Source organism: Pseudomonas sp. G.S.17, from assembly GCF_038096165.1.
In the GTDB taxonomy this organism is placed as follows: domain Bacteria; phylum Pseudomonadota; class Gammaproteobacteria; order Pseudomonadales; family Pseudomonadaceae; genus Aquipseudomonas.
The window spans coordinates 1,217,115-1,235,482 of the sequence record NZ_CP151076.1 but is presented as its reverse complement, the minus strand read 5'-3'; the positions used below and the strand labels follow the sequence as shown (position 1 = coordinate 1,235,482).

Annotated in this window: 12 protein-coding genes and 2 pseudogenes; 8 read left to right on the top strand and 6 right to left on the bottom strand. The window is 56.3% G+C overall.

Annotated features, from left to right (window positions below):
• Positions 1-180 precede the first annotated feature (180 nt).
• Positions 181-3,003: pseudogene (locus AABC73_RS05560) on the bottom strand (RHS repeat-associated core domain-containing protein).
• 340 nt (positions 3,004-3,343) lie between these two features.
• On the opposite strand from AABC73_RS05560, the gene AABC73_RS05555 reads away from it, so the two are divergent.
• From AABC73_RS05555 to AABC73_RS05535, 5 genes and pseudogenes are all read left to right on the top strand, one after another.
• Positions 3,344-3,727, top strand: coding sequence for a hypothetical protein (locus tag AABC73_RS05555; protein WP_341522780.1), 384 nt, complete (start codon positions 3,344-3,346; stop codon positions 3,725-3,727).
• 365 nt (positions 3,728-4,092) lie between these two features.
• Positions 4,093-4,203 (top strand): annotated as a pseudogene (locus tag AABC73_RS05550) (multidrug transporter); the annotation flags it as partial.
• A gap of 331 nt (positions 4,204-4,534) precedes the next feature.
• A complete protein-coding gene (locus tag AABC73_RS05545) occupies positions 4,535-4,933 on the top strand; it encodes a hypothetical protein (protein ID WP_341522779.1) in 399 nt (132 codons plus the stop codon).
• 220 nt (positions 4,934-5,153) lie between these two features.
• Entirely contained in the window at positions 5,154-5,618 is a 465-nt protein-coding gene (locus AABC73_RS05540) for a multidrug transporter (protein ID WP_341522778.1), read from the top strand.
• 12 nt (positions 5,619-5,630) lie between these two features.
• Positions 5,631-6,452 (top strand): SDR family oxidoreductase, encoded by an 822-nt coding sequence (locus tag AABC73_RS05535; protein ID WP_341522777.1) that lies wholly within the window; start codon positions 5,631-5,633, stop codon positions 6,450-6,452.
• A 277-nt stretch (positions 6,453-6,729) separates the two neighbouring features.
• Here the strand turns inward: AABC73_RS05535 and AABC73_RS05530 are convergent, their stop codons facing one another.
• From AABC73_RS05530 to AABC73_RS05515, 4 genes are all read right to left on the bottom strand, one after another.
• The gene (locus AABC73_RS05530) at positions 6,730-7,590 is read right to left on the bottom strand and encodes an HlyD family secretion protein (protein WP_341522776.1); all 861 of its coding nucleotides are present in this window, start codon (positions 7,588-7,590) and stop codon (positions 6,730-6,732) included.
• Between the two features lie 9 nt (positions 7,591-7,599).
• Positions 7,600-7,800 (bottom strand): DUF1656 domain-containing protein, encoded by a 201-nt coding sequence (locus AABC73_RS05525; RefSeq protein ID WP_020294396.1) that lies wholly within the window; start codon positions 7,798-7,800, stop codon positions 7,600-7,602.
• Positions 7,790-9,976 (bottom strand): FUSC family protein, encoded by a 2,187-nt coding sequence (locus tag AABC73_RS05520; RefSeq protein WP_341522775.1) that lies wholly within the window; start codon positions 9,974-9,976, stop codon positions 7,790-7,792. The genes AABC73_RS05525 and AABC73_RS05520 overlap by 11 nt, the downstream gene beginning before the upstream one ends.
• Before the next feature lie 337 nt (positions 9,977-10,313).
• Positions 10,314-11,825, bottom strand: coding sequence for an efflux transporter outer membrane subunit (locus AABC73_RS05515; RefSeq protein ID WP_341522774.1), 1,512 nt, complete (start codon positions 11,823-11,825; stop codon positions 10,314-10,316).
• 181 nt (positions 11,826-12,006) lie between these two features.
• Between AABC73_RS05515 and AABC73_RS05510 the strand changes: the two genes are divergently transcribed.
• From AABC73_RS05510 to AABC73_RS05500, 3 genes are all read left to right on the top strand, one after another.
• A complete protein-coding gene (locus tag AABC73_RS05510; protein ID WP_341522773.1) occupies positions 12,007-12,954 on the top strand; it encodes a LysR family transcriptional regulator in 948 nt (315 codons plus the stop codon).
• A gap of 142 nt (positions 12,955-13,096) precedes the next feature.
• Positions 13,097-14,071 carry a D-glycerate dehydrogenase gene (locus AABC73_RS05505; RefSeq protein ID WP_341522772.1) on the top strand — a complete coding sequence of 325 codons (975 nt, stop codon included), beginning with the start codon at positions 13,097-13,099 and terminating at the stop codon, positions 14,069-14,071.
• A gap of 134 nt (positions 14,072-14,205) precedes the next feature.
• Positions 14,206-15,195, top strand: a complete 990-nt coding sequence (locus AABC73_RS05500; RefSeq protein WP_341521129.1) for an IS5 family transposase — start codon at positions 14,206-14,208, stop codon at positions 15,193-15,195.
• Positions 15,196-15,380: 185 nt separating this feature from the next.
• Here the strand turns inward: AABC73_RS05500 and AABC73_RS05495 are convergent, their stop codons facing one another.
• Positions 15,381-18,107 carry a TagA domain-containing protein gene (locus tag AABC73_RS05495; protein ID WP_341522771.1) on the bottom strand — a complete coding sequence of 909 codons (2,727 nt, stop codon included), beginning with the start codon at positions 18,105-18,107 and terminating at the stop codon, positions 15,381-15,383.
• Positions 18,108-18,368: the final 261 nt, after the last annotated feature.

Sequence of the window (18,368 nt, the reverse complement as noted above, 5' to 3'; positions counted from 1 at the left end):
GCCTGAAAACCCAAACTTTGGCACGCTAAGCTCCACGGTTCACGGAGCAGTCGCTCCAACGACTTTCTGCGTATCCCCATTCGCACAGGGTTGTTGGTTTTTTATGCCTTAAAACGTCGTCTGTTTACACCAACCTGCTTCTTTCTTTGCTTTGGCACGAAAAACTTCGTTCTTGGCACCTTAAAAAACTTCCTTTCCAACGTGAAAACCCGGAGAGCTTTCAGTTTTTCTATTCATCTTTGACATGAATCTTGCAGGCAGTTTGGTGCTACTAACGAACGCAGCATAGGTATCCGCATTACGTAACAACACCTTCGTTCTGGAAAAAATATTATTCAAGAACTCATCGCGCTGTTGATCTGGAGCGATTGTGCGTTCATTAACTTCAGCCAAAATTTTTGATAGGTGCCCTTCATTTACCGCCACCGCGTCAAGACCTTGGGTAGAGATCGTATATAGGGTTCGCCTGTTTTTTCTTGACCAATCGCTGATTTCGTCCTCACCAGCGGATTTTGATAGTCTCCCGGAGACATTATAGAAAACGTCAACGGTATCTTCGGCCGCATGACTACTCTCATGTATCAGCACTCTTGCTATATCCAGAGGATGATAATTTTCCAAAACGTCAACAGAAATACCCACCACCCTTTCAGGCTCATATTAACTTCGCTTGAACGTTATGCCCTCAACATCAGACCGAGTTTTGAAGAGACTTATGTTGAAACCTTCCCCGTTGACCAACGACTTAAGATACTCTCGCTGCCGAGCAAATGATCTCTTAAGATCATCGACTATCTGCATTTCCAGCTCTTGGCTCACTTGGCCGAATGTTGCACTGAATGATTTAGCAACTCCCTTACCGTACGTTTCTTTTGACAGTTCTTTGGTAGTTCCCGCCAGTAAATTTAGTGCCGCCTTCACGCTCAGTTTGAATGTGATCTGTTGCTCAGCACTAAAACTTGAAAATCCTCGCGCGACGTTCTTCAGGCCATATTTATCCAGAACCGACATCTCCTGCTCACCAAGCACGTCATACGGAGCAGCCCCCTCCCAATCGCCAAACCGCAACGGTGAATTCCTGACCATCCGATACACATTCAGCCCATCCACAACCCCCGCCGGATCCGGATTAATCCAGCGCTGCAACCACGGCGCGTAATACCTCAAGCCGTAGTAATACAACCCGGTTGCATCGCGTTCCTTGCCGGAATAACGCACTGTTTTATAGCTGGCTTCGACGGCATTGCGCCCTGCCCACCATGATGTACCGCCGAACGGGTAGTAACTTTCCTGACTGATGATTTGCGCGTCTTTGTCCAGCTCCAGCGTGCTGGAGCCCAGATGGTCATTGAGCGTGTAGCGGGTCTGGTTGTTTTCAAGGGCCTCGGGTTTTCCGGCTTGCCAATGCAGCACCCGAACACCATGGCGCCCGGCTTGCGCGCAGATCACCTGCAGGGTTTCGCCCGCGGCGGTATGGGTGCGGATTTCCAGCCCCGGCAGATAACGGACTTCATCCTGGTGGCTGACGTTTTTGGCCTGACTAATGCGGACCTTGCGCAGGCGTTGGCCGCTGGCGTCATAGACATAGCGTTCGCTGTCGTCGTCAGCCGTTTCGCGCAGCACAGGTCGCACTAGTTGCAACTGATTGCGCCGATCCCAGCTCAGGGCTTGTCCGGCTTGCAGTTGCAGCAGATTGCCGTTGGCATCGAACCCGGCGGCGATGGTTTCTTCATCCGGCGGTTGATCATTGATAACCGGCAGGGCGCGATTGCTGGTGTGCGCAGTCACCAGCGTCCGCGAATGAGCCTGCGCGCCCACGTGGGCCAGCTGCTGCAGATTGCCACCGGCATCGTAGTGATAGGTTTGCGTGTAATTGGCCAGTTGGCTCGGATCGGCCGGGCTCTGAAATTCCGGAAAAACCGGGCCATGATTGACCGTCGCGGCTTCTCTTCCCGTGGCTTCGGTCAGTTGATAGAGCGTGTCGTATTGATAATTCGACACGGACTCGATGCGCTGATTGGCAAAGTAGCGGGTCGGCTGCGCGCGGTCTTCGATGCGGATCACGTTGCCCACCGGGTCGTAGTCGTAAAGCAAATCCTGCAAAGGCTCGCCATTGCTCCGGGTGGCGTTTAACTCGATCAGGCGACCATCTTCCTCACGATATCGCGCCGTAGTAGTCACGCCATTGCCAGCGGTTTCAGACTCCACCCGATCTTGTGCGTCGTAGCTGATTTCACTGGCCAGAACCTGCTCGGGCTGATCCTTGAGCTGCACTGAAACGGCTTTGAGCTGGCCCGCGACGGTATGCGCAAACGCCTGGCTATTGCCCAAAGCATCGGTTTGTTTGAGGGCCTCGCCCAGCGGATTGTAGGTCCAGCGTGTGATTGCACCTGCACCCGCTTCCAGCAGGGCATCGCGTTCGGCCTCGGGTTCAGGCCAGTCGGGGTCAACAAGCTCCGCGAGAAAGTGCTGCGCCTGTTCCAGCACGGCGCCGGTCAAACCAAACTCGATATTGAATCGTGTGCCAGCCGGGTCGTCATGACGAATCAGCTGGCCGCACTGGTTATGAAGTGCCGCGTCGGCGTCGCCGTAGTGCAGTCGTTCGACGCAGCGTTCATTCTCGAAAATAGCGGTCGGCCTGAGCAGCGCATCGTATTCCAGACGCTGCGCGGTGCCGCGCCCATCCCAGCCCGCCGCCAATTCCCCGCCCTCCCCCGGCAACGAAACACGCCAGCCAGCATCGACACTGTCGCTGCACAGCACCTCGCCGCTCAGGGAATAAATGTTGCTGAGATTGGCCGGTGCCTGATCGGCCCACAACCTGGGATCCCAAGTGCAGACCCAGCGTCCCGCAGCATTGAAGGCCGAGCGGGTCACACGGGCTTCGGCAGAATCAGCAGCCTGCGTGCGACACCAGGCAACGGATCGCACCGTCAATCCGCGTGGATCTAACGTCGTGAGCAGCGGCGTATCGTGGTGCAAGGCGGCGGATTGTACGTTCATGTCCCCAGTCATCCCTGAGTGGTCATTCAAAGCCTAGGTGCCGAACACGGCCCACGCAAATTTGGGGCGGTTGTTTGCGCATGAAAAATCCAGATCTTGGCACGCTGTAGCTTTAGGCCTCAAAGAGCAGTCACTCCAACGACTTTCTGCGTATCCCCATTCGCAGAGGGTAGTTGGGGGTTTTTTATGCCTGGAATTCGGGGCCGAACGCAGCCATACCGTCCGTCGCTACCTGTCAGAAGTGACAGTAGACCTGTTGACTGATGAGATTTAGTCTGATTAGACGTCTGAGGCAATTTCGCTTCTTCAGACGAATTTCAACATGAAAAGGACCTTCAAAATGCTAAATGCAAAAGAACTACTCAAGGCGGCCGTGTCTGCTGGGCCAGCTATCAATAGCCAATTCCCTGCTCCTAGGGTGATCGAGGCTACCGACGACGTCATCAATCTTGATGTGCCGTTCACGCTGCAACTGCCGGCGATCAACTCTGACTCAAAGTTTGACGTGCTGCTTGTATTCATTAATGCGGACAGTACTTTCAGCCCGCAAGCCATTGTTCATCTTCCGGCAGTCAACGGCGTCCCAACTGAAGGACAAGTCGATAACAACACGCTTCTACCGCCTTTTCATCGAGACCAAAACGCTGTTTTGCAATGTTTTCTCAGGTTACGGGGAACGGATATCTGGCAGCGTACTCCCGACTCCGTTATTTATAGCTTCTGAATATGTATCACTATGAGGAGGCCTTGGCCTTCTCAGTTGGGGCGAGGCTTGCCCGCGATGTCTTCATTTCAGGCGATAAATAGTTCGTCTGAAACGTCGATTCGCGGGCAAGCCTCTGTCGGTTCCCTATACGTTTATTACATAGAGCTTTTGGCAGCAACCATGAAGCCGTAGGACCGGCTTCAGCCGGGAGGGCGAGACGTCTGAGGACACAATTGCTGCGAATGAACTGGCCTCCTCCCGGCTAAAGCCGGTCCTACGGAATGCATTCCAATTCAAACCGGTAAACTGCCGACTCTCTGGAATTGGCAAACCCCACCCCGCTTTCTGTACGATGCCCTCATCAATCCTGACGAGGCGTTCCCATGCTGATCGGCGCGGTGCTCATTCTGACCTGGCTTATCCTGTTACTGCGCTACCCCGCCAAAGCGTTGCCGGTTTCCCTCGCGGCGGCAGTGGGCCTGGGGCTGGTTGCAGATCGAAGGTACTGAGCACCGGCGTGTGTTGGTGCAAGGCGGGGGATTATTCGTTAATGTCCCAGTCATCCGTGAGCGGTCATTCCAAGCCTAGGTGCCGATTACGGCCCAGGCAAATGCAGTGCAGTTGTTTCCGCCGGACAAATCCAGACCCTGGCAACGCAAAGAGTTGCTGGGTTTTTTATGCCTGAAGTTCGCCTCCAAAACGCGAGCATACCGTCCGTCGCTACCTGTCAGAAGTGACAGTAGACGGCTAAATAAGACGGGAGCTAAATGAAGGCGAGCGACGGAAGCTCAACGAGTAAAGCAAACTCACAATCAGGATGAAAAGATGAAAAGTTCAAAGAAATACAAGAGCGTTCAAGCAACTTTTAAAGTCCTTACCAACAATGACAAGCAAGGGTACCCAATTCCCTACGTTGAAGGAGCAGAGGACGGTACTATCAGGGTGGGCGAAACGTTTACCATTGTTTTACCACCCCATGTGAGCCCTTCTTATGAACGGGTATTTTTCATGTTCAACACTGCTGGAATCACCGCTGGAATATATATCAGGTTGCTGGATTTCGTATCCGATGAGGCAACACGATTGGTTGTTACACCTGATGTCATAATCACCGAAAAGCCCTTCAAGGTGGGCGATGTTGCAACCGTAGAAAGTTTCTTAGACATGCGAAACGTAGGTTGGGTTTGGGGAGAGGTATCGGTTCCCTATACGTTTATTACATAGAGCTTTTGGCAGCAACCATGAAGCCGTAGGACCGGCTTCAGCCGGGAGGGCGAGAGTTCTGATGACACAATTGCTGCGAATGAACTGGCCTCCTCCCGGCTAAAGCCGGTCCTACGGAATGCATTCCAATTCAAACCGGTAAACTGCCGACTCTCTGGAATTGGCAAACCTCACCCCGCTTTCTGTACGATGCCCTCATCAATCCTGACGAGGCGTTCCCATGCTGATCGGCGCGGTGCTCATTCTGACCTGGCTTATCCTGTTACTGCGCTACCCCGCCAAAGCGTTGCCGGTTTCCCTAGCGGCGGCAGTGGGCCTGGGGCTGGTTGCGGCGTGGGTGATCTGGGAGGACAGTCGCGATACCCGCAGGCTGGAGCGCCTGGAAGTTCGCCTCAATTACGCGCCGGAACAATGCGCGGTCGGCAAGCCGCTGCTGGTGTTGATCAATAACGGCAACAATGTCCCGCTGAACGAGTTGCGCTGGCGAATCGCGGCGTATGCACCCGGTGAAAACGTGAATCTCGCCGAAGAAAACTACAGCTCACCTCGTTATCGGGGCCCGGGCGAATTGCTGGCCGAGAGTCAATGGCAGGATTGCCTGCCGCTGCCGCCTTTGCGCGCTGGTTATCGCCCGCAGACGCTGGATTTTCGCGCGGAACATCTACAAGGCAGTTTTTCCAACTAAAAGGACAGCAGCATGCCCACCGCTCTCATCACCGGTTGTTCCAGCGGCATTGGCCGCGCGTTGGCCGATGCCTTCAAAACGGCCGGGTATCAAGTCTGGGCCACCGCGCGCAAGGCTGAAGACGTAGCCGTTTTGAACGCGGCGGGTTTCACCGGCGTGCAACTGGACGTCAACGACAGCGCCGCGCTTGAGCGTCTGGCTGTCGAAATCGAACAGCAAGGCGGCCTGGATGTGCTGATCAACAACGCCGGTTATGGCGCCATGGGGCCGTTGCTCGATGGCGGCGTCGAGGCCATGCAGCGCCAGTTCGAGACCAACGTGTTTGCCGTAGTTGGCGTCACGCGCGCCTTGTTTTCAGCGCTGCGTCGCAATAAAGGGCTGGTGGTGAATATCGGCAGTGTTTCCGGGGTGCTGGTCACACCGTTCGCCGGGGCTTATTGCGCCTCCAAAGCGGCCGTGCATGCACTGAGCGAAGCGTTACGTCTGGAACTGGCGCCCTTCGACATTCAGCTGATGGAAGTGCAACCGGGGGCCATTGCGTCGAGCTTTGCGAAAAATGCCAGCCACGAAGCCGAACAGTTGATCAGCGAGCAGTCGCCGTGGTGGCCGCTGCGCGATGCAATTCGCGCCCGAGCCAAGGCGTCGCAAGGCAATCCCACCCCTGCCACCGACTTCGCCCGCGACCTGCTGCGCGCCGTACAACAACCCAACCCGCCCCGCCTGCTGCGCCTGGGCAACGGCTCGCGGGCGATGCCGCTGATGGCATGGCTGCTGCCCAAAGGTTTTCTGGATAACAAACTCAAACAGCGGTTTGGGTTGAATCGGAAGTTGTGAGCACAACTACACTATGTGCAGCAAACATAGAATCTCCAACGGCTCATCCTTCAACCTGCCGATACGGCAACGTATCGGCTGTAGGAGCGGCCGTAGGAGCGACTTTAGTCGCGAAAGCGTCAATTGCCCTCCCGGCTAAAGCCGGTCCTACAGCAAGCCTCGCTTGTAGGAGGGGACTTGTCCCCGAACTTGCAGATTTTCGTTGTCAGGACCATTGCATTCGGGGACAAGTCCCCTCCTACCGGTCGTTGGATATTCAGGACCGAGCTCCAACGAATCAGTGCAACTCAGGATTCACAATCACCGTACAGGTGGTCCCCGCTGACAGAATCACGTCTTCCGGCACCTGATCCAGATGGATGCGTACCGGTACCCGCTGGGCCAGGCGTACCCAGTTGAAGGTCGGGTTGACGTCGGCGATCAGTTCGCGGCTTTCCGGGTTGTCGCGGTCGTAGATGCCTCGGGCGATGCTTTCGACGTGACCTTTGAGCAACTGGCCGCTCATCAATTGCATGTCGGCTGGATCACCGACGCGAATGTGCGGCAGTTTGGTTTCCTCGAAAAAGCCGTAGACCCAGAACGAGTTCATATCCACCACGGCCATCTTCGCCTCGCCCATGCGTGCGTAATCGCCGCGATGCACGTTGAGGTTAGTGACGTATCCGTCCACCGCCGCCAGCACGCGAGTGCGCCGCAGGTTCAATTCGGCCGCTTCCAGTTGCGCCAGAGCCAACTGGTAATCGGCCTGAGCGGAGGTGGCGATATTGCTGGCGTCGTCACGGCTTTCAGTGGAGATCACCAGGTTGTCCATGTCGGCGCGGCGCTTGGCGTTGACCTTGCGCATCTCCCAGGTAGCCTTGCGTGAAGCCACCAGCGCCTGAGCCTCTTTGACCGCCACTTGATAATGCTCGGGATCGATCTGCATCAGCAGGTCGCCCTTCTTCACCTGCTGGTTATCGCGCACCGGCACATCGACCACGGTGCCGGTGACATCTGCGGCGACGTTGATGATGTCGGCGCGAACCCGGCCATCGCGGGTCCACGGCGTGTCCATGTAATTGACCCACAAGGTGCGACCGATCCAGATGGCCAGGGCCAGCACCAATAATGTCGCGATCAGACTGAAGAGCTTTTTCATCAAGGGTTCTCAACGATAAACAGTCAGCGCCAGCGCGCCGAAAATACAAACGAACAGGCTCATGCGCAGCAGCGCCGGATGCCAGAAAAAACGGTACAGATCGAACCCGGACAACACTCGATCCAGCGCCCAGGCCAGCACGACGGCGATCAGGAACATCACGGTGACGATGGGCATGTACAAGCCATGAAAGGCAATTTCACGCGGCATTGAGGAGTCCTTGCGGCCGGCCGCCATCGGCATAAGCGGCCAGCGGTGATTGCGGGTCGAGCAACGAGGAGCGAATGAAATGCAGATAGCTTTTCACCCGGCGCAGCGCTGAGGTATCGAAGTGTGGCGCGAAGGGCTCATCGCTGGCCTGGACGCGACCAATCGCATGATCGACAGCAGCCAGCGCCCGCTGCAGATTGCTCTGGTCCGGCTGAATGAACAGGCGAATCAACGCACGGCCCATGACGCGAATCGCCACCCGCCAAGACTGCCACGGCGCATAGGCTGGATGGATCGGCAGAATCTCCTGCTCGCGGCGCAGTTCGATGATCGCGTGGCCAACTTCCAGCACCACAAACATCCAGCGCAGCAATTCGCGCTGCACCTGCGGCTTGGCCGCCGCCAGGCCATATGCCTGATGCATCAGGTCGCGGGTCTGGCTTTCGAAACTCGAACCCAGGCGACTCAACGGCGCGCTGATGGCGAACACCACTTGCCGCCGCAAGGCGTCTTCCAGACGCCGCCACATCCAGCGGCTGTTGGGCGGCAGAATGATCGCCCCCGCCGCCGCACACAGCAGCATGCCGATGACCATCGCGATGTAATCGTTGATGTACGCATACGGGTTGTAGATCGTCAGGTTGTCCGGCACCGAGCCGATGCCGAAGAAAATCAGCAGACCCAATCCGTAGCCAGCCCATTGCGGGCGCGAACCGAGAAACGCACCGAGCATGATCACCGGCGCAAGGAACACGCACAGCAGCGGGAAGCCGTCGATGAACGGGAAGATAAAGAAGGTTTCGGTGAAGCCCAGCAGCGCGCCGAGCAAGGTGCCGCAGGCCATCTGGAACGACATGCGTCGCGGATTGTTGGTGGTCGCCGACAACGCGACGGTTGCGGCGGAAACCAGGATCATGGTCGCGCCGCTGGGCCAGGCGGTCGCCACCCAATACACGCTCATGATCGACAGAATGAACGTCGCCCGCAGCCCCGCCGCCAAGGCTGTCATCCAGCTGGTCTTGGGCAGGAACGATTCTTGCCACTGTTCCCGCGCATGATTGTGATCGGCCAGTGACGCATGGGTCTGGGCGTAGTCATGCATGTCGTTGACCAGCCGGTAGAGCAATTCGTAAGCGGTATGAAAATCCAGCAGGTCGGCTTCGCCTGGCTCGGTCTGCTCCAGAGCCGCGCGCTGGCTGCGTACCTGCGCTGGCAAGTCGGCCTTGAACTGCTCAAGTTGGCTGACCAGCTGCGCCGCATCGTCGGTGGTCAGGGCGCGGTCGGCGAAACGTTCCAGCAGTTCGGCCAGCGCGTTAAGACCCGGCTCGGTGGCCGTCGCCACTTGAGTCACGCCCTCGGCACGCAGACGCTCCAGCAATTGGTGCAAGGCGTTGAAGCGCGTGGTGATGGTCATGAATTCGCTGTTCAGGCGATTGAGCCTGCCGTTGCGTCGGCGCATGTGCGGGTCTTCAAATACCGTGACACTGCGCAGGCCTTCCAGCCCGATGGCTTCGGCAATGAAGCGCACGTTGCCGGTCTCGAACGCCGCCCGCTCCTGACTGCCGCGCAGGCCATCGGCGACAAAACGGGCGAACACGCCGAAACGTTGATACAGCGCGTTGCGCATCGCGGCAGCAGAACTTTGCGGCAGAATTGCTGCAGTGACCGCTGTCGAGCAGACGATGCCCAGGGAAATTTCCAGCACCCGCCACACCGCCGCCATGAACGAGCTTTCCGGGTGCGCCAGTGCGGGCAGGCCGACCATCGCGGCGGTATAACCGGCGAGTACGAAACCATAGGCGCGAAAGTTGCGATAACGCGCCGCACCCGCCGAACAGATGCCGACCCAGATCGCCAGGCTGCCGAGGAACAGCTCGGAGTTCTGCGCGAACAAGGCCATCAGCACCACCATCATGGTGGACCCGGCCAGGGTGCCGAGCAGGCGATAAAAACTCTTGGCGAACACATGCCCGCTTTGCGGCTGCATGACGATGAACACCGTGATCATCGCCGTGCGCGGCTGCGGCAGCTCCAGGCGCAAGGCCAGCCAATAGGTCAGGAAGGCGGCAATCAGCACCTTGAAGATGTAGATCCAGGTCACCCCATCGCTGCGTGCCCAGCTGAAGAACTCGCGGCGCCATGGGAGTTGTGTGATGCGGTTCACCAGAGCATTCATCCGAACGCCTGAACTTGGAATAATGAAATCCGGTGGGAGCGGACTTGTCCGCGAAGGGGCTGGCCAGGACACCTCAGAATGAACGGACCAGATGCAGTGCCCGCCCCATTGCCTTCGCGGACAAGTCCGCTCCCACACAGACTGTGTGAAAACGTCACGAGCGAAGGCAAGACAAGGCAAAAACAGGCGAAAAAGCGGAGTCTAGGTGTTCTAAATGAGCATTTTCCGCCTGTTTTTAACGCAGTATTGCCGAGCGCAGTAGTTTTCACACAGTCTGCACAGGGATCTTCGTTCTCTGGAAAGCAACGTCGCGTCCGTAGATCGGTGTCAGTCATATTCATCGATCAAACACCGCCAACACCGCAGGCGTTTTCGGTGCGCGGGTTTTTTCTTCGGCGGGGGAATCGCTGCCTGCGGACAAGCCGCCGCCCAGCGCCACCACCAGTTCGGCATGGGCGCTCAGGCGTGCAGCCTGGACCTGCTGCTGGATCTGTTGCTGATGGAACAACAAGGTCTGGGCGTTGAGTACGTTGAGGTAATCGGTCAGACCGCGCTGAAACGCGATCATCGCAATGTCGTAAGTCTTCTGCGCCGACGCCACGGATTCGCTGGCGAATACCTGCTGTTTGTCCATGGAATCGCGACGAATCAGCTGGTCGGAAATGCTCTTGAGGGCCATCACCAGCGTCTGGTTGTACTGCGCCACGGCGGCGTCGTAGCCAGCAGCGGCTTCGCCCAGTTCCGAGCGCAGACGGCCGCCATCGAAGATCGGCAGACTCACCGCCGGTCCGACGTTGTAATTGAATTTCTTGCCGGCGAGGAATTCCAGCATGCCGCCGCCGGTGGCCACATAGCCGAGGCTGCCGACCAGATCCACATTGGGATAGAAACCGGCGTGGGCGATATCAATGCCCCGCGCCTGGGCGGCAACCCGCCAACGACTGGCGACCACGTCGGGACGCTGGCCGAGCAATTGCGCAGGCAACGCCGACGGCAGTTTCAAAGCGGTTTGCAACGATAAGGTCGGGCGCTGCAGTTGTGCGCCTGCGCCGGGGCCTTTACCCGCCAGCGCCGCCAGTTGATTGCGGCTCAGGGCGATGGCCTCGTCGAGGGAATCAATCTGGCGATGGGTTTCCGGCAGCGGCGTTTCGGCCTGGCTGACTTCGAAATGCGTGCCGATACCACCTTGCAGGCGACGCTGGGCAAGGTCCAGCAGCTGTTTTTGCTGGGCGAGGGTTGCTTCGACGATGTCGCGTTTTGCGTAGTTCAGCGACAGCTGGATGTAGGCGCGCACGATGTTGTCCTGCAACTCCAGCTGCGCCTGACGCTCCTCGGCGGCGCTCATGTGCGCCATGTCCAGCGCACGCTCGCTGGCGTTGCTTTCCCGACCCCACAAATCAAGGGAATAACTCAGGCCCAGCGCGGCGCTGTTGTCCCAGGTCGTCTCACCGGACAGCGCGCCAGGTCCGTAGAACTGATCGGCGCCCCAATTATGTCGTTTCAGGGAAGAATCGCCGGTGATGTGCAGCGACTCGGCGGACTCGGCGATACCGGCCATGGCCCGCGCTTCCCGCACTCGGGCCGCCGCCATGGCCAGGCCTGGATTGCCTTGCCCGGCGAGTTCGATCCAGCGATTGAGTTGCGCGTCACCATACGCCCGCCACCATTGGGCTACGGGCCAATGGGCGTCCTGCGCGGCGCTCTGAATCGCCGCATCGGTGGCCAGATTGTCAGGCGACAGCGAGCTGCCTTGAGGAGCAATTCCACCGGTTCCAATGCAGCCGCTGATGACTAACGATAAACCCCAGACACTGAGGGGCTTGAGCCCTCTGATGATGCGACGCGGCACTGCTGCAAATCCCGACTTTAATGAAATAGCGCTAAGACGGCGATTCTAGGCGGCGTATTGCCAGCCGATAAGCCGGGAATACTGCGATTCTTTGTTACTGAACGGGGAATAATCCTTTGGTATAGGTGACATGGATCAGTAACTTTCTGTCACAATTTGCTATCTCATCAGAGAACTGCCCATGGATACCCTGCAAAACATGCGCGCTTTCAGCTGTGTGGCGCAAGCGGGAAGCTTTACCGCCGCCGCAGTCCAGCTGGACACGACCACCGCCAACGTGTCGCGCGCCGTTTCAAATCTTGAAGCTCATTTGCAAACTCGTCTACTCAACCGCACCACTCGGCGCATCGCGCTGACCGAGGCCGGCAAGCGTTACCTGTTGCGCTGCGAGCAGATCCTAAGTTATGTCGAGGAAGCCGAAGCCGAAGCCAGCGACGCCCATGCGCGGCCCTCCGGTCAGCTCAAGGTTCATTCGATGTCGGGTGTCGGTCAGCATTACGTGATCGATGCCATTGCTCGCTATCGGCGTAATCATCCGGACGTCGCGTTCGACCTGACCATGAGCAACCGCGTGCCGGACTTGCTTGAAGAAGGCTATGACGTGTCCATCGTGCTCGCCAGCGAGCTGCCGGATTCGGGCTTCGTGTCCCAGCGTCTGGGCATCACTTACAGCATCGTTTGCGCCTCCCCGGCTTACGTCAAAAGTTTCGGCGTGCCGGTCAAGCCCACCGACCTGCTCAATCACGCGTGCCTGCGTCTGGTCAGCCCGGTGTTCCCGCTGGAAAAGTGGCTGTTCGACGGCCCCGAAGGCCAGGAAATGGTCACGATCAATTCCTCGCCATTCCTGGTCAATTCGGCCGACGCCATGAAAGCCGCGATCTCCAGCGGCATGGGCGTGGGCATTCTGCCGATCTACTCCGCCATCGAAGGCCTGCGCAACGGCACGCTGGTGCGAGTCTTGTCCGACTACCGCTCTCAGGAGCTGAACCTGTACGCGATCTACCCTTCGCGGCAGTACCTGGATGCGAAGATCAAAACCTGGGTCGAATACCTGCGCGGCTCCCTGCCGGAAATCCTCGCCGCCCACGAAGCCGATCTGCAGAAATATGCGCTGAAGACCATCGCTTGAATGGCTGACACCGCTTTGTAGGGCCGCCTTCAGCCGGGAGCGCGCGATGATCGTCGGCAACCCGCTGACCTCAAGGATGGGCAGCGGTCGAAAGGAATGTTAGCGTGCTATCCATTCGAACCGTGCGAGAGTGACTGCCCCGATGAAAAAGACCGTACTTGCCTTCAGCCGCGTATCTCCTGAAATGGCCGAAAGGCTCGAACAAGACTTCAACGTGATCGTGCCCGACCCGAAGCTGGGCGACATGAATACCCAATTCAACGAAGCGCTGCCCAAATGCCACGGCATGATCGGCGCCGGTCGCGCATTGGGCCGCGAGCAACTTGCCACGGCGACCCAACTGGAAGTGGTGTCGAGTATTTCAGTGGGCTACGACAACTACGACGTCAGCTATTTCAACGAACGCGGGATCATGCTGACCAACACCCCGGACGTGCTGACCGAAAGCACCGCCGACCTGGGTTTCTCGTTGATCATGAGCAGCGCCCGTCGCGTCGCCGAACTGGACGCCTGGACCAAGGCCGGCCAGTGGAAGCGCAGCGTCGAAGCCGCGCAGTTCGGCACCGATGTGTACGGCAAGACGCTGGGCATCGTCGGCATGGGCAATATCGGCGCTGCCGTCGCCCGCCGTGGTCGTCTGGGCTTCAATATGCCGATCCTGTACAGCGGCAACAGTCGCAAGACCGAACTGGAACAGGAGCTGGGCGCCCAATTCCGCAGCCTTGACCAACTATTGGCCGAAGCGGATTTCGTCTGCCTCGTCGTGCCCTTGAGCGAAAAAACCAAACACCTGATCAGCACCCGCGAACTGGGCCTGATGAAATCCAGCGCGATCCTGATCAACATCGCTCGCGGCCCAATCGTCGACGAACCCGCGCTGATCGAAGCCTTGCAAAACGGCACGATTCGAGGCGCGGGCCTGGACGTCTACGAAAAAGAGCCGCTGAGCGATTCGCCGCTGTTCAAACTGAGCAACGCCGTGACCCTGCCGCACATCGGCTCGGCCACCACCGAAACCCGCCAGGCCATGGCCGATCTGGCCTACACCAACCTACGCAGCGCCCTGCTTGGCGAGAAGCCGCAGAACCTGGTCAATCCGCAGGTCTGGAAGGGCTAACAGACCGCAACTGAAGAAGACAACTTGTTGGCGAGGCGATGCATCAGGTCCGACGCCTCGCTAAGGAAACTCTGAAAAAGACTTCCAAATCTGGTGAAATACGCCAGTCCCAAACACTGAACGGTTGAGCCCCGATGAAGCAAATCTCCTTCGCTGACGCCGAATATGCTGGCAAACGCAAACAAACCCGCCGTGAGCGCTTCCTGAACGAGATGGATCAGGTCGTGCCCTGGAATGGCTTGATCAAACTGATCGAACCGCACTATCCGAAGGGCGAAGGTGGTCGTCCGGCCTATCCGTTGATGGCGATGTTGCGGGTTCATTTGATGCAAAACTGGTTCGGTTATAGCGACCCGGCCATGGAAGAATCGCTCTACGAAACCACAATTTTGCGCCAGTTTGCCGGGCTGCATCTGGATCGGATTCCGGACGAAACCACGATCCTCAATTTCCGCCGACTGCTGGAAAAACATGAGTTGGCCGGCGGGATTTTGCAGGTGATCAATGGCTATTTGGGCGACCGTGGTTTGTTGCTGCGCCAAGGCACCGTGGTCGATGCGACGATCATTCATGCGCCGAGTTCGACCAAGAACAAGGACGGAAAACGTGACCCTGAGATGCACCAGACGAAGAAAGGAAATCAATATTTCTTCGGGATGAAATCGCACATCGGTGTCGATGCCGAATCCGGTTTGGTGCATAGCGTAGTGGGCACTGCGGCGAATGTGGCGGACGTAACCCAGGTCGATCAGTTACTGCACGGAGAAGAAACTTACGTCTCTGGCGATGCCGGTTACACCGGCGTCGAAAAGCGTCCCGAGCATCAAGATCGCCAAATGATCTGGTCGATTGCGGCGCGGCCCAGCAGCTATAAAAAGCATGCAAAGAAGAGCCTGATCGGGCGCATGCGTCGCAAAATCGAATACGCGAAAGCTCAGCTGCGTGCCAAGGTTGAGCATCCGTTTCGAGTGATCAAGCGTCAGTTTGGTTATACGAAAGTGCGCTTCCGGGGCCTTGTTAAAAACACCGCACAGCAGACCACGCTGTTTGCGCTGTCGAACCTGTGGATGATGCGAAAACGATTGCTGAATGCAGGAGAGGTGCGTCTGTATTGCGGACAATGAGCGCTGAAAAGCGCTCATACGCAGAAAAAAGGGGAATTAATAGAGGAAAAGGTCTGATTTTCGATTGAGTCGACATTTTTTGAGCCTCAAGCAACGGGGCCGTTGAAAACGTCTGCCTATTTCAGACCTTCCCTAACAAGTTCTCTCCTAAAAAAGAGCAATCACAGAAATGTCGCATCGTTCGACTATTCGCTCAGTTCTCCCATGACCAAAGGGGTGAAGTCCTGATCCGCATCCTGAGTCAAAGCTTGCAAGCTAACTGTTCCATCTGCCACCGCAGTGATAAACATGCCATTGATCGCACTTTGTAGCTTGGTCAGCCCCGCAGGCGCGAGATCCTTACGTCCAGACCACTGCAAACTGAGTTGTTCGCTCCAGCATGTTGTCAGAGTCAGATCAGTATTCAGACATGACGCTGTAGAACTTCCTGTTAACGCAAAATTTCTCCCCGCAGCACTCACGACATCAAAAAAACCCCATTCCTGCTGTCTATCCCAGGCTTTGCAAGCTTGCTGGGTTAATCCAGTATTCGTCCGAGCCAGGCATAGTCCAGTCGACTTGGACCTTAAATACTGAGGGAGCACAATCGGGTAGCCTGCGTTCCCACCTACTATGATGGCCGGTGGAAAGCCTGGAGCGTGGTCGAGCGCTCTCGTATCGACTATTTGACCATTTCGCTTTAACTCGGCAACTGAAGGGTCGCGCAATGCAGCCACATTGATCGAGGCGGTGATAATGTCATCCACATCAATCGTTCCGGGAAAGAGAGGCCACTCTTCAATGGTGCCACTGGCGTACTTCACTTCCAACACAAAAACATCACTCGGAGGTGTATCGCCACTCAACAAATAGTAAACTTGCTCTGCACCTCCGATACCCTCCATAGAAATTGAATCTTCGGACGAAGCGGTAATAAACTTTCCGACTACCGTATCTTGCAACCTGATTATCGTATCGCTATTCGTAAGATCTCTTCTGAGTCCCCACATTTTAGCCGGCGCCACTACACAATTGACAATTTGCAAGTTACCGTCAAGGCAATTCCCGCTGCCACTGTTGACAAGAAGAAATGTGGAGGATCCTCGTTGACTCCATTGTTGACTGTCCAATGAGCTCTGACATACCTCGAACCCAACGGTTCCAGCGCTGAGCACCGCCAGACACTTACCTGTCTTCGATGACTGGATTTTCATGTGTTCAAAACTGGCTGAGACCTGCTTCTCGCCAGCGTGCGAACGGGTGGCAGTAGGGGCAAAAACATTTCCGTAGTTTGAAGCAATGGGAGGATATATCTGACTTATTTTCTCAGGGTCATTTACCGCACTCGACATGGTAATAACCAGCGTCTGGACAGGAACGCCTCCCTGCGTGGGGAGTTCGCCAGGGTGTATAAGTTTAAGCATCTTTCCTGTGTCAGGAATCGCGGTATCGATCCCGGTATCAATGAGTGGGGCTGATGTTTTGACCACTCCATTTCCAATGGCCGGCGCAGCAGTCGGGGGCGGACGATGGTCGTCTGTTATCTCCGCATACTCCAGGCCTTCAGGAAAGCTGCCAAAACGCTGTTGCACCCGCAACATCTGCTGGTGGGTGTAAGGCGCGATGTAGTGTTTCCAATCAGCAACAGAACCCGGCCACACGGATCGCAGCCTCTCAAATTCATCCACCAGCGGCGCCGAGGCCGTTGCGTTTGGCCATGCAGGCTCCGTCAATGCCCCCATAACATGGCCAAAATAGTGATAACCGAGGTAATCCACGCCAAGCCCATAATTGTGCGGGGCCGGATGATAGTTAGGCAGAAACCGGAGATCATACGAACGGTATCCCCACTGTTCGTAACGCGGTGGCGTATCATGCGGAAGTCCGAGGCCATGGCCAGTTTCATGCCAGAAACCCGCTGGGTAGGATGGATAGTTACAACTGCTGCCACCGCAGCTAGCACCCACCCCCTCTGGAAACAACGGGATGTCATCCGGCGCATCCAGAAGCTGCCCTGATATCGCTACAAACTTGCCCGGCTGCTTATCTCCCAGATCAGAGGCCGCCCTCCAGAAATTGCCCATACCTACCTTTGCAGGTAAGGTTTTGTCCCCAAATTCAGCCCATTCATGATAATCACGATCGGAAGTAGAATAACGATGAGGTTTCCCATCAGGGCCACGGGCAATCACATAAGGCCAATAGCTTTGACCCATCCCCAGAACCAACTGTTTGACCGGTAATTCAGAAAACATTTCCCGTGCTGCGATCTTGGCCAGTTCGGGATTTTTCTGCATGTCCCATTGATCAAGGGTGGTTCTACAGCTGGTTTGCTCTTTGAAAATACAGCCTTTGATATTCATCAATACCAAGCCTTCGCTTTCATTGTTCAGAAATAGGGTCTTATTCCTGTTCAAGCTTCCGACCACGCTGGAGTTCCCGTTAATAAAAAATTTCAAGCTCGATGCCGGACTGAAGAGATACCCCGGCATGGTGCTTGTAAACGCTCTATCCCGAAACTTTGGATATTCACCTACAATCGGCTTTCCGGAAAATGTATTACTTTGATCGAACGTCGCGCTGGTTGGGAACAACGAAGGTGGCGCCATAGCAAAAACAAAATCTTGTTCACCTGAGTGCAGAACCATACTAACTGACTGCGTCAACTGTAGTGGGGAAGGTGTAAACATAACCAACACTTCTCGACCTGGTACAAGTAAAGGATCAAATATCGCGCGCTGCGCTCCGATCACATGCGTTTGTGCAAAATCGACCTGGCCTTGAATGAGACCATCCAAATCATTCCGGTAAACTTGAGACGGGGTAATCACGCCGTTTGATGAAGGCGACGGATCCGCAGCTATTGAAAGCGGACAAAAAAACGCAGTGATCCACACAACGATGGCGAGAACCTGAATTCTATTGCTGTCCATGATTGAGTCCTATGAAACATAAATTTTATGTTACAACAGATTATCAATGCCACCCGCTCAAAGACATCAGAGGATTAGAAGTGGCATGGCACACATAATGCGCCAACAGATAGGTTCGTCTACTGGTAGTTCTGACAGTTGACAAATCTGGAATCAACGATAGCCAACCTCATTATTACGGCGACTTACTCCGTTTAGCGATAAGTACTATTTTAGTACTACAACAGATAACTATTGGCCGCGGTTCAAACTGCGCAGCGC